Origin of the sequence: Cytobacillus gottheilii, from assembly GCF_900166665.1 — a bacterium.
Classification (GTDB): Bacteria; Bacillota; Bacilli; order Bacillales; family Cytobacillaceae; genus Cytobacillus; species Cytobacillus gottheilii_A.
Window position 1 is genome coordinate 4,398,552 of record NZ_LT800494.1, and the last position, 12,290, is coordinate 4,410,841.

Annotated in this window: 14 protein-coding genes; 6 read left to right on the forward strand and 8 right to left on the reverse strand. The window is 38.4% G+C overall.

The window, feature by feature from the left end:
* Positions 1 to 23: 23 nt before the first annotated feature.
* On the reverse strand, positions 24 to 869 hold the full coding sequence (locus B7E07_RS21540) for a VOC family protein (RefSeq protein ID WP_080848831.1): 846 nt from the start codon (positions 867 to 869) through the stop codon (positions 24 to 26).
* A 319-nt stretch (positions 870 to 1,188) separates the two neighbouring features.
* Here B7E07_RS21540 and B7E07_RS21545 point away from each other — a divergent pair, with 319 nt between their 5' ends.
* Complete coding sequence (locus B7E07_RS21545; protein ID WP_080848832.1) at positions 1,189 to 2,010, forward strand: formate/nitrite transporter family protein; 822 nt, start codon at positions 1,189 to 1,191, stop codon at positions 2,008 to 2,010.
* Positions 2,011 to 2,091: 81 nt separating this feature from the next.
* Here the strand turns inward: B7E07_RS21545 and B7E07_RS21550 are convergent, their stop codons facing one another.
* The 4 genes from B7E07_RS21550 to B7E07_RS21565 are packed head-to-tail and all read right to left on the reverse strand — an operon-like array spanning position 2,092 to position 4,649.
* Complete coding sequence (locus tag B7E07_RS21550; RefSeq protein WP_080848833.1) at positions 2,092 to 2,688, reverse strand: hypothetical protein; 597 nt, start codon at positions 2,686 to 2,688, stop codon at positions 2,092 to 2,094.
* A complete protein-coding gene (locus B7E07_RS21555; protein WP_080848834.1) occupies positions 2,685 to 3,416 on the reverse strand; it encodes a hypothetical protein in 732 nt (243 codons plus the stop codon). Before B7E07_RS21555 ends, B7E07_RS21550 begins: the two co-directional genes overlap by 4 nt.
* On the reverse strand, positions 3,388 to 4,284 hold the full coding sequence (locus B7E07_RS21560) for an ATP-binding cassette domain-containing protein (RefSeq protein ID WP_080848835.1): 897 nt from the start codon (positions 4,282 to 4,284) through the stop codon (positions 3,388 to 3,390). Before B7E07_RS21560 ends, B7E07_RS21555 begins: the two co-directional genes overlap by 29 nt.
* Positions 4,281 to 4,649, reverse strand: coding sequence for a GntR family transcriptional regulator (locus tag B7E07_RS21565; protein ID WP_257391514.1), 369 nt, complete (start codon positions 4,647 to 4,649; stop codon positions 4,281 to 4,283). Before B7E07_RS21565 ends, B7E07_RS21560 begins: the two co-directional genes overlap by 4 nt.
* A gap of 271 nt (positions 4,650 to 4,920) precedes the next feature.
* Between B7E07_RS21565 and modA the strand changes: the two genes are divergently transcribed.
* The 5 genes from modA (at position 4,921) to B7E07_RS21590 (ending at position 9,066) form a co-directional block, all read left to right on the forward strand.
* A complete protein-coding gene (gene modA / locus B7E07_RS21570; RefSeq protein ID WP_080848836.1) occupies positions 4,921 to 5,697 on the forward strand; it encodes a molybdate ABC transporter substrate-binding protein in 777 nt (258 codons plus the stop codon).
* Position 5,698: 1 nt separating this feature from the next.
* Entirely contained in the window at positions 5,699 to 6,364 is a 666-nt protein-coding gene (gene modB, locus B7E07_RS21575) for a molybdate ABC transporter permease subunit (RefSeq protein ID WP_080848837.1), read from the forward strand.
* Positions 6,365 to 6,546: 182 nt separating this feature from the next.
* On the forward strand, positions 6,547 to 7,596 hold the full coding sequence (locus B7E07_RS21580) for a lactonase family protein (RefSeq protein WP_080848838.1): 1,050 nt from the start codon (positions 6,547 to 6,549) through the stop codon (positions 7,594 to 7,596).
* Between the two features lie 233 nt (positions 7,597 to 7,829).
* Positions 7,830 to 8,186 carry a hypothetical protein gene (locus B7E07_RS21585; protein WP_080848839.1) on the forward strand — a complete coding sequence of 119 codons (357 nt, stop codon included), beginning with the start codon at positions 7,830 to 7,832 and terminating at the stop codon, positions 8,184 to 8,186.
* A 97-nt stretch (positions 8,187 to 8,283) separates the two neighbouring features.
* Complete coding sequence (locus tag B7E07_RS21590) at positions 8,284 to 9,066, forward strand: alpha/beta fold hydrolase (protein WP_080848840.1); 783 nt, start codon at positions 8,284 to 8,286, stop codon at positions 9,064 to 9,066.
* Between the two features lie 10 nt (positions 9,067 to 9,076).
* On the opposite strand, the gene B7E07_RS21595 is transcribed toward B7E07_RS21590, so the two are convergent.
* The 3 genes from B7E07_RS21595 to B7E07_RS21605 all read right to left on the reverse strand — a co-directional run bounded on the left by B7E07_RS21595 (position 9,077) and on the right by B7E07_RS21605 (position 12,184).
* Positions 9,077 to 9,862 carry a hypothetical protein gene (locus tag B7E07_RS21595; protein WP_080848841.1) on the reverse strand — a complete coding sequence of 262 codons (786 nt, stop codon included), beginning with the start codon at positions 9,860 to 9,862 and terminating at the stop codon, positions 9,077 to 9,079.
* Complete coding sequence (locus B7E07_RS21600) at positions 9,846 to 10,364, reverse strand: RNA polymerase sigma factor (RefSeq protein WP_080848842.1); 519 nt, start codon at positions 10,362 to 10,364, stop codon at positions 9,846 to 9,848. Before B7E07_RS21600 ends, B7E07_RS21595 begins: the two co-directional genes overlap by 17 nt.
* Before the next feature lie 368 nt (positions 10,365 to 10,732).
* Entirely contained in the window at positions 10,733 to 12,184 is a 1,452-nt protein-coding gene (locus B7E07_RS21605) for an IS1182 family transposase (RefSeq protein WP_080843532.1), read from the reverse strand.
* Positions 12,185 to 12,290: the final 106 nt, after the last annotated feature.

Here is a 12,290-nt window from a genome sequence, read left to right on the forward strand (position 1 = left end):
GACGCAGCCTTTCCAGGCAAGGGTTAGAAAATCATTTTTGTACCAGAAGGATCCTTTACAATATATTGCCCATTCGCTTTGGCTATATCTATTCCAAGTGTCTTCAGTCTATTAACGGCGGCTTGGCGTTCCTCTTCATTCGGATAAACGAGTGTAAAAGATTCCATTCCCGCATGAGCCTCACTTGGCGCAGGAGCTCCAATCCCATTCCATGTATTTAATCCAATATGGTGGTGATATCCTCCTGTTGAAATGAAGAGAGCCTGCCCTCCATATGTGCAGACAGTTTGAAATCCTAATCCCTTTATATAGAATTCTTTTGTTTTCGCAAACTCTGAAACATGCAGATGAATATGCCCCATGATGGTTCCAGCAGGAAGACCCTCCCAATGACTTCCATCCCATTCAGATAATACACCTTCAACATCCATTGCATTTGTTGCCATGACAACCTCGCCGTTTTCCCATTCCCAGCCTTCAGAAGTACGATCTCGGTAAATTTCAATCCCATTCCCATCTGGATCAGCTAAGTAAAGGGCTTCACTTACTAAATGGTCGGATGCGCCTTGCAGAGGATAACCTGTGCTGATTAAATGTCGAATCACCGCTGCAAGGTCTTTACGCTCTGGCAGAAGCAGTGCAAAATGGTACAAGCCTGATGTTCGATTTTGCTTTGGAAAGATAGGAGATGGCTGAGTTAATGAAATAAGCTCTGTTTTTCCATCAGCAGATAAAAGCGCAGTATGGTCTGATTGCTCTAATACCGTTAACCCAAGTATATCCTGATAAAACGCTAGTGATCTTTGCAAATCCTGAACCTTTAAATGCACATGCCCCACATAAACATGTGGAGATTCATGAAATACCATATTAATTTCTCCTTCTCTTTCACTTACTTTATGTAAGTAATTATATTTTTGAAATAAACTATTGTCAATATTCATTCTCTGAATCTTCGGTTTTTCCTGTGATAAATATTACTCTGGCAGCACGTTGTTTATTAAATGGTCACTGACACATACTAGACTCTAACTGGTGTTTTTAGTTTATTCTGCCTATAGCTTTTTAATGTAAACGCTTTACAAACAGTGCTAAAACGTTCACACCATTTTGGAAATCTTTGTATTAAAATAGAGTTATATGTGATGTACTTCACAACACTTTACTTATTGCCGGAGGTTTTCCGATATGTCCTTTTATAAACCAGATGAAATTGCAAGGTATTCAGTTGATATGGGTGTTAAAAAAGCAGATTATCCTCTTATAAGAACACTTATTTTGGGATTTCAGGCTGGTGCATTTATTGCTTTAGGCTATCTGCTCTATATTCGTGTGACAGCTCCACTGGCAGGCGAATTAGCTGGAATAAGCTCCTTTTTAGGTGCTGCCCTCTTTCCAATTGGTCTAATCCTCACATTAATTGCTGGAGGCGAGCTTTTGACAGGTAATATGATGGTTCTTCCGCTGGCAAATATGGCGAGGAAAGTAACGCTTCTTTCCGTTGTAAAGAATTGGGGACTGGTGACGATCAGTAATTTCGCTGGTGCTCTATTCGTGGCTTACTTTTTCGGCCATGTTGCCGGTCTGACAGAAAGTGGCGTATTCCTTGAAAAAACCATTAGTATTGCGGAACACAAAGTAGAAGCCGCTTTTCTGCCTGCTTTTATTTCCGGAATTGGCTGCAACTGGTTAGTGGCCGCTGCCGTTTGGCTGTCATATGGCGCCAAAGACACAGCAGGTAAAATTCTTGGAATCTGGTTTCCTACCATGGCCTTCGTAGCCATTGGATTCCAGCACGTGGTTGCCAATATGTTCGTTATCCCGGCGGCCATTTTTGCTGGTCACCTCTCATGGGTAAGTTATATTGAAAACTTCATTCCTGTCTATTTAGGCAATGCCGTTGGCGGCTCCATCTTTATTGGATTTGCGTATTGGATGGCCTATAAAACAAAAAGAGAGCCTTTGCGAATTGGTCAAACAGATCGAATCAAACATACTGATGCCTCTTAAGATACCTTCAGCTTAGACTCTGCTGCTCATGTAACAAGGGACCGTTTTGCTGTCTTCCAGCAGAACCGTCCCCCTATTGACCTATTTTACAACTGTTCTTGTATGGATTTCTGGGCCATGGTTAATTTTTATGTTTGATGGCAGCTGAATGTAGATGATCGGAACGTTGTAAGCAAAGTCCCTGCCTAAACGTTTCTTATTTAGAAATTGATCACTAGTAAAGTTTGTAGTGACAATATTCATATCCAGATAGTCTCCGCCATCAATGGAAAAGGCTAGTTCCCCTTCTTGAATATCAGCTTGAAAAGTTTTCATCTGTGCACTTACATCATATTGACTGATTTGAGCGTAAGGACCAAATATCGTAACATCTACTTTTTGATCCTGCTCCTGTTTTTCTTCAAGAATAAATAGTGAACTTTCCGGATATTGTGTGGTGATCTCCAGTGTGTCTCCTTCGTAATCAAAATGATATTCCCCTGTTTTATATTGCTCAGCTATATCCTGATAGTTACCTGACAATAAATCATCTTCTACACCAAATAAACTCGTTTCAGCTTTTGATAATTCCAGGTAATCATTCATGAAGAGAACCACTAGCATACTGACAATCAGTACGATGGAATAAACAATGAGAAGCCAATGAGTGAGTTTTTTCTTTTTTCTTCCCGAACTCATTTTCTCACCTCCAAATTCGTAAAAATCATCGATGCTGCTGTGTAAAACAACGCGCTGGCACACAGCACCTTAGCGGCGAATAACCCGAATTGCGGTTCAAACGCAAAGAATTCAAGGAAACCTTGTGGAATACTAATGGAAAAAGAATTACTGCTGGAACTGATCAGCAGTCCCACAAATAAAAGGATAAATAATTTATTAATTTGCACACATGCACCGATAAAATATCCTACTGCACCAATTAACATCATATAAAGGAATGAACCTGCCAGACTGATTAAGAAAGCATTCAGAGACAGTGAAGTGTCATAGTAAATTTTTTCAAAGAAGAGTATGGAAATTGCTCTTGGTAAAAATCCAGCTACCCCAGCAAATATGCTGCCGATTCCACTAAGCGTCACCAAAAAAAGAATGTTCGATAAACTGGCCGAAAGCCGGCTTGCCACGAATGAGAAGTCATCATACCGATTTTGTTTAGTTGTCATTGTGATGGCAGCAATAAAAATCCATAAAAATGTAAAGGCAATGATCACATCAGCGGAATAATAGCGAATATTGTAAGAGAAAAAACCATCTGACCCACCCATACTGCTGGTAGCATTAAAAGAAAACACAACAGCAAGCAGCTGTATGAATATGAGTGAACTGAACACATCTAAATTAGATTTAAACTTAATGAAGTATTGCTTCTTTACGATATTACTTAATTTCACGGCTTGCGAAGACATGATCAATTCCCCCTTTTGACATCCCCGTCAAGTGAATGCTCATTTCAGCTGCAGATACGGATGAAAAAACAAGACCTGTAACGTTTTGAGACTGCCCTTTATTTTTAACGATGGCATATTCCAGGTCATTTCCTGCAGACTTTTGATAGATAACTTCCTGATCCTGCAGCCAGTGCGAAACATCTTCACGTTTACCTTTCACCGCAAGACCCCATTCCTTTAAATCAGAAATAGGAATATGAGAGTGAACTCTTCCATTATTTAAAATAAGGACATCTTCTAAAATATCCTCCAGTTCTTCTAAATGATGACTCGAAATAAAGATGGTTCGAGGGAAATTAAGATAATCTCTTAAGACTGCCCGGTAGAAATCTTTCCTGGTCGATGCGTCCATGCCTGTTGTTGGCTCATCAAATATGGTTAAGGAGCATCTTGAAGCAATGCCCACAATCATATTAAACGTACTCCTTCTTCCTTTAGAAAGCCTGTTATGATAGCCATCATAATCAAATTGAAAGTACTCAAATAATCGCTGTGCTAAACCCTGATCCCAATTTGGATAAAATACTGCTCCTGCTTCTAAAATATCACCGAGATTCAAAGCAGAGGAAAACCCCATTGAATCATCTATGAATATACAATTTTCGGATACATATAAGCTTTCAAATGGTTCTTGTTCAAAAACATTTAAATTTCCAGATGTTTTCTTTAAAAAACCAGTGATTAATTTTAGCAATGTCGTTTTTCCAGCGCCATTTCGGCCAATCAATCCCGTAATAGTATTTTCCTTAATTGAAAAAGAAACATCTGATAATACTTCTTTTCGAAGATACTTTTTGGTTACATTTTTTGCTTCAATCACATTCATGGCTTGAACCCCTCCTCCTTAATCATCTGTATTAATTCATCTTCACTAATTTGCAGGCGCTTTGCTTCTGTAACAAGTTCTTGAATAAGCCTTTTCACGGTTTCATTCCTCCGCTTCTTAGAAATAATGTCTTTTGCTTCTGCAGTGACAAACATGCCTAGTCCGCGCTTTTTAAATAATATTCCTTCATCAGCCAAAAGACTCAGCCCTTTGGCTGCGGTAGCAGGATTAATCGTATATAATTCTGCCAGCTGATATTGCGAGTAGACCTTATCTTCTTTCTTGAGGGCATCGCTTAATATTTCTGACTCAATCCATTCAGCAATTTGTACATAAATGGGCTTATTGCTTTTCATATTTAACATACCGGCTGCCCCCTTCCCCTAACATAGTACATTACTGTTGTAATGTACTATAACATAATATACATAAATGTTCTAGAACTTTCCAATTTTATTCATAAAAGTCAAGTAGAACGGAGTTGCTATTCATTTAAAAGGGCCAGCAACAAATCTCTCTCTTTAAATTGTCACAAAAGGAGCTCAATGTTTACAGAAGACCCAGAGAACTGTCCCCCCTTTTAGGTAAATACGTTATAATGGATGGTAGTTCATGTTCGTGAAGGAGAAGACAGCGATGAGAAAAAGGATCGGTTTGTTAGCGGTTGTTTTATTGTGCTGTTTCTTTGCCGCCGCTTGTTCTGGCAGTAATCAAAACCAAGAACAGGCAGAGACAGAATTAACGGTTTCAGCTGCAGCAAGCTTACAAAATGTTTTAAATGAGATAAAAACTGACTTTGAGAATGACCATAAAAATATTAATTTAACCTTCAATTTTGGCGGATCCGGTTCTCTACAGCAGCAAATTTCACAAGGTGCACCTGCAGACATGTTCTTTTCTGCCGCCGAGGACAAGTTTCAAATCCTTGTGGAAGAGGGAAAAATAGAAGATGGAATAGACCTTATCGGAAATGATTTAGTACTCATTGTATCTAAAGACACAGCCTCCACAGTCAGCAGTTTCGAGGATTTATTGACATTAGAAACGATATCAATTGGAACGCCCGAAACGGTGCCCGCTGGAATGTATGCGAAGGAAGCTTTAACAAATATGGGGCTTTGGGATAAAGTAAATGGAAACATCGTCTATGCGAAGGATGTCCGGCAAGTCTTAACCTATGTAGAAACAGGGAATGTAGATGCTGGGATTGTGTATAGAACAGACGGATCTGTTTCTGAAGAGGTTGAAATAGTTGCTTCTGCTCCGGAAGGTACACACAAAGATATTATTTACCCTGTTGGTATCCTAAAAGAATCAGATCATCAAGAGGAATCCAAGTTATTTTACGACTATCTGCAAAGCGAGCAAACGATGAAAATTTTTAACAAATATGGCTTTAAAGGTTTGAATTAATATGGCTATCGATTTTTGGTCACCAGTTAGACTATCCATTGAAATTGCGGCCGTCTCCAGTGTGACCGTTATCATCTTAGGGACGATATTTGCGAAGGTTTTAGCCAGGAAAAAATTTAAAGGCCAGATTGTCATAGAAACGCTCTTTCTATTGCCACTTGTCTTGCCGCCGACAGTCATCGGCTTCTTGCTGATCTTATTTTTCGGAAGAAACAGTCCGGCAGGGCAATTTATTGAGTTTCTGTTTGATCAGCCTCTTATTTTCACCTGGTGGGCAGCTGTCATTTCTGCAGTCGTTGTTTCGTTTCCTCTTATGTATCAATCAGCTAAAGCTGGATTCGAAGGCATTGATTCTGATATTGAGGGAGCCGCGAGAGTCGATGGAGCTGGAGAGATTCGTCTTTTCTTTCATGTTTCCGTCCCTCTCGCAGGCAAAGCGCTTATGACAGGAGCGATTTTAAGTTTTGCCAGAGCTCTAGGGGAATTTGGGGCAACGCTTATGTTTGCAGGCAATATTCCCGGAAAAACACAGACAACATCCACAGCCATTTATTTAGCTATAGATGCAGGTAATATGCAAATGGCTTATCTTTGGGTCGCCTGTATGGTTGGACTGTCGTTTATCATGCTTCTATTTATACACATATTAAAAAAAGAACATATCTGATATCTCGATTAGAGATCGGACATGTTCTTTTTTATGCCGTTATTTCCCCTCTGTTTTTTTCTTTCATGAGCTTATAAGCCCAACCCCTCTTCTTATAATATAAAATGCAATTATTTTCAGATTCAATTTGAACATGCTAACATAGGATGAAGAAACCATATTTTATATAGGAGGGTTTAAAGATGGCAAAATACTATGGCTATATTGGTACATACACCAAAGGGGAAAGCAAAGGGATCTATACATTTGCACTTGATACTGAGTTAAAAAAGCTAGAAGAGATTGAAGTGGCAGCAGAATTAGGAAATCCAACTTATTTAACGATTTCAAAGGATAATCGCCACTTATATTCTGTTGTCAAAAACGGAGAAGATGGCGGTGTTGCTGCCTATTCAATAGATGAAAACGATCAAAGCCTGAAACTCCTTAACAGTCTAACTTCTGCAGGTTCGCCACCTTGCCATGTCAGCATCGATGAAGCAATGAATCTTGTCCTGACAGCAAACTACCATAAAGGAACAGTGGAATCTTACTTAACGAATGACGACGGCTCCCTTCAGCCTGCAAGCTCTATTATGGAGCATAAAGGTTCTGGTCCAGACAGCAGACAGGAGAAAGCACATACACATTATGCAGGAATGACACCAGACGGTAAATATGCAGCCGCAGTAGACCTTGGTACAGACGAACTCATTACGTATGAAGTACAAGATGGGAAATTATCCAAGAAGTCTGTATTCACATTCACACCAGGCAGCGGACCAAGACATCTTACCTTTCATGCAAACGGCAAAACAGCTTATGTCATGACTGAATTCAGCTCTGAGGTTGTGGTACTAACCTACTCTCCAGAAGATGGATCCTTTGAACAAATCCAGGCTATTAAGACGATTCCAAATGACTTTACGGAGAACAACCAAGGAAGTGCTATTCATTTATCCTCTGATAATCGCTATGTATACGCCGGGAATCGCGGACATGACACAATTGCAGTCTTTGCTGTTGATGAAAATACAAATACATTAACTTTTGTTGAACATACTTCCACATATGGCAACTGGCCGCGTGATTTTGTTCTCGATCCAAGTGAGCAATTTATCATTGCCAGCAATCAAAATTCCAGCAATCTCTCGCTATACAGCCGAGATGCTCAAACTGGAAAGCTCACACTTCTTCAACAGGATGTAGCTGTACCTGATCCTGTCTGTGTGAAATTTTTACATGAACAATAATCTTTTAGAAGAGGCACCTCTTAGGTGTCTTTTTTTACTTTCAGAGAGGATAACTGGGTGGCATCGCCGTTCATTTAGGAGAGTAGCTATATCGTATGAAGGAAGTGCAAGTCACTTAAGTTGATTTTCTAATCGGCAAACGTTTCTATCCAAGTTCAGTCTGCCTCTTGTAGTTCTGACATAGTCGGACATGCATATATTTTAAGTAGATGACAAAAAGGAGGACATGTACATTGAAACGTTTGTTACCGCTGCTTGGAGTTGCCGCAATCATAATGATCATCGCTTACTACGAAACTTCCTATTCCATAGAGGATGGAGCATTTAACGAGCTATATGATTACCCTCAGATCCCTGTCGTGAATGCCAGTTCTGAGGATGAGGACGTCACAGCCTCTTCTACTGAAGACGTTGATCCCTTGGAAGGCTTAACTCCTGAGCTTGAACTGAGATATGAAAGCGAAACCGTGGATGACGGTTATTTGGTTGAAACCTATCAGCGTTACGAAGTGTATCGAGATCAGGAAAATCAGGTGATTAAAAGTATTCCTACCGATCATTACGAATATATCAAATACAAAGTTGACTAGCTGACAGCTGATTTTTTAAAATTATATTTAGAATTCCTGGCGCTCCATTGCATCATACTAATAATCGTACAACTCAACTGACTAGAGGTGGAGCGCTATGCCACTATTAAACATTGGTGAATCAACTTTGTATTACTCAGTGAAAGGGAATGGTGTTCCTATTGTTTTTATACACCCTCCCTTGCTGACAAGTGCAAATTTTCACTATCAAAGCGAGGATTTATCAAAAGAATTTAAAGTGATAACTTTTGATATACGCGGACACGGAAAAAGCGGATCCTCCAAACAAAATATTACCTATCCATTAATTGCTGACGATATTGTTCGTCTTCTTGATCATCTCGAGATTGATAAAGCCTATTTGTGTGGGTATTCTACAGGTGGCGGGGTAGTCTTGGAGTTTTTACTGACTCAGCCTGGCAGAGCGTTGGGCGGAATTATTATTAGCGGGATGTCTGAAGTAAAAGATCTATACTTACAACAGAAAATTAAGTTAGCTGCACGAATATCGAATTGGAAGGCACTATCTCTTTTATCATTCGCTATTTCTTGGGGAAACTCAAATAAACGAGAAATTTATCAAAAGTTATATAAAGAAGCAGTAAAAGGTGATCCAGACAATATCCATCAATACTACAATTTCAGCCTGCACTATAACTGCACAGATCAGCTTAATAAAATTCATTTGCCTGTGTTGCTCATCTATGGTGAAAAAGATCGCTCATTTCATAAATATGCGCAAATACTCCACCAAAAGCTGCCTCATAATAATCTGATCCTTTTACAAGAAGAAAAGCACCAGATTCCTACAAAGGCAGCGGAAAAGCTAAATAAAATGATAATGGAACACCTTCACACGATAGACGATTTCCATTCGTAAATGTATTAGGTTATTCTTTGTTATAACGGAGGCTTGCTGCAACCTGAATAACGTCATCCGCTGTAATTTGAAGGTGTTCTTTCCCGTATTGATTTTCCCAGTGGAAATAATAAAGATAATGATCACTCACAACATATAAAGCAGGAGCTATATGATCCATATTTTCTGCAGGTGTTTTTAGGATCGCTTTATGTCCTGCTACAGAGAGCTCTTTCAGATCATAACTCTTAGCTGGAAATTTTTCATGAGGAAGCAATGAAGCATAAACTTTATCTTTGTTTCTGTCATGTCTTTGAGTGTGGATCCTTATTTCCCCTTTATCCACCGTTGGATAAAAGGCTTGGGTTTCATACGTTTTTTTATCTCCTCTTTCTAGAATATTTAAGACAATCGAAGGTTCTCCAGTAATAATGCCAGAAGTCTTGTGCAGATCAAGGGGGTATACTGTCTTGCTTATTCCCTGATCTGTTAACACCGTTCTTTTCAGGTTATTGCTATATTCATTTACATAGTCTTCTCCTTCATAAAAATTCATTAAAGAGTATGCAGTAACAGCAGTTCCCTCACTTTTTTCTTCTAATAAGGGCATCTGTATAAAAAAATACACTGTAAACATAAAAACAACTGCAGCTGCTGCGCTAAATCCTCTTCCAATAACCCTTCGTATTTGTAACCTTTTAACACTGCTATGAATTTGATATTTCATCTGCTGTGCCCGATCATAATCCCACTCCATGTCCTGTTCGAGCCTCGTAAACTCTTTATCAAATTGGGTTTCACTAATCAATTTTTTCATGCCAATAAACCTCCTTTGACAGTTTTCTTTCTAAAGCTTGCATAGCGCGATATTGCACAGCCTTCACTTTATTTGGAGTCCAATTTAGAATCTCAGCCGTTTCAATAAGTGTAAAGCCCTTTATTTTCCGTAAAATGATGACCTTTCTATGAGACTCCTTTAAATCAACGATTGCCTCATATAATTTTTGGGATCTTTCTTTCAAATGCAGGGTAGTTTCTGGTGAGAAGTCAGCTGCTTGTTTTCTTTGAAAAAATTCTTGCACTAAATGGATAGGCCGCTTTTTCCTTAAATAATCAATAGACACGTTATGGGCTATCCGAAATAGCCACGTTTTAACACTGGATAAATTATTAAACTTATGATGATTTTTATACGCTCTAATAAATGCCTCATGTGTCAAATCCTCTGCCTGCTGATAATCTTTAACCATCATAAAAATAAACTTAAAAATCGTCTGATGATAGCTATTGTATAAGGCCTCTAATTCTCCTTCCTTCAAGTCTCATCCCTCCCTTTTCTATTTTTTTGTTAATCTATAGACGTCTGAGATTTTCAAAAGTTATGGTTATTATAAATTTTTATTTGAATATTATTGAAAGGTCGCTGTCCTAACACATTTTAAAAAGTTTTTTTACCAATAACTCTATTGATTGAAACGGAAGGTTGCGAGACTCCTGCGGGACGAGTGGGGAGCTGAGACCCCACAGGAGCTTAGGCGAGGGCACTGATTTTCTTAAGGTTTTTCGTTTTTCTTTAACCTGGTAAAATCTTATAAAGATAAAAAAGCCAATTTCTGTCTATTATTAGAAAGAAATTGGCTTTATTTTTGTCTGAATCCCTTAATTTTGGACTATGTTGTCCATTTTCTTACTTTATTAACTTTAGAATTCGTTTTATATTTACCGCAAATATGGTGGTTGCCCCTTGAATTTGCATGCCAAATAAACCCGAGGATTTCGCTGTTTCATACTCGTGTGCATGTTTTAATTCGCTATTCTTAGCCTCAATCTTATATCGATTTCGAGATAGCTCTTTAAATTTAACCGTCTTTTGAAATGCTTCCTGATCTTTATGCTCTGTCGATTTTATTGTGACAGAATAGGATTTTGTTTTCGCTCCTTTTTTATAACAGCCCTCTTGTAAGGGACAAGTGTTGCATTTATTCGTATCAAATAAATATTTAATTCTTGGATTTCGATCTTGACCTTTTCTTTCTTCAAATTTCTTTTGGATCGCCAAATGGCCAGCCTTACACACATATATTCCTGCATCTTTATTAAACGTGAATTCGTCCTCTTTTTTTCGCGTACCATGCGTTACATGTGGATGCAATTTTGAAACAAGTTCCAAATTTTCTTCTTTTATATAACGAATATTTTCTTTCTCAGAATAGGCCGTATCTCCAATAACCGTTTTAATTTCCATTCCTGTTTTGATGCTTTTTTCAACTAATTCTTGAAGATATTTTCCATCACTTTTCTCTCCAGTTGTGATCACCGCTGCCGTAATAATCCGTTCGTTAGCCATTGCCAAATGTGTTTTGTATCCAAAAAAAGAGGAGTCTGCCGATTTATGTCCTACTTTGGCATCTGGATCCATGGAAAAACTCAACTGTTCTGTACAATCCTCAACGACTTCTTTTAATACATTTAACTTTTCTTTCACCGCAGGTAATTCTGAAATTCTTGGCTCTGATTCGATGGCGGTAATAAGATCTTCGCAGTACTGTAATTCATCTTCAACACTATTCGTTGTTGTTTTGGCCGGTAAATTCTCTTTCATCGATTCATCGATTTGGTAGACAGACCGACGTACATTCTTTGATTTTTCCTGTAAAAATTCTTTAACGGACTTTTGATTATAACGGGATTTTGTGTGAGTTGAGTCAACAATAATCGTTTTACTTTTAATGATGTCTTTCTCTAATGCGATTTCAACACTTTTATTTATAAGCATATCTAATAAATCCACATCTTTTAGACGAAGCCTACGAAACTTCGTTAGGGAACTGGGGTCAATAACAGGATCTTCTGGCGCCATTTCAAGGAAGTATTTAAAGGACATATCATACTTTGATCGTTCGACCACATCTACATCTGATAAATTAAAAATGGATTTAAGCAAGAGATATTTGAACATACGGATCGGGTGAACGGCATTACGACCGTTATCTAGACAGTACTTTGATTCTAACTCTTCTAGAATAAAGCTGAAGTCCACAAGATCATTGATTTGACGAAGCATATTATCTTGTGGAACAACAAGATCGTATATCTGTAAATAGGGGCTGAAACTAAGGGATTGTTGGTTGGAGATCATTTTATATACCACCTGCGATAAGTTAATACCTCTATTATAAAACAAAAAGCCAGTGAAACAGTAAATGTTTCACTGACTTAAATGGACTTTTTCAGTGCCCTCAGCT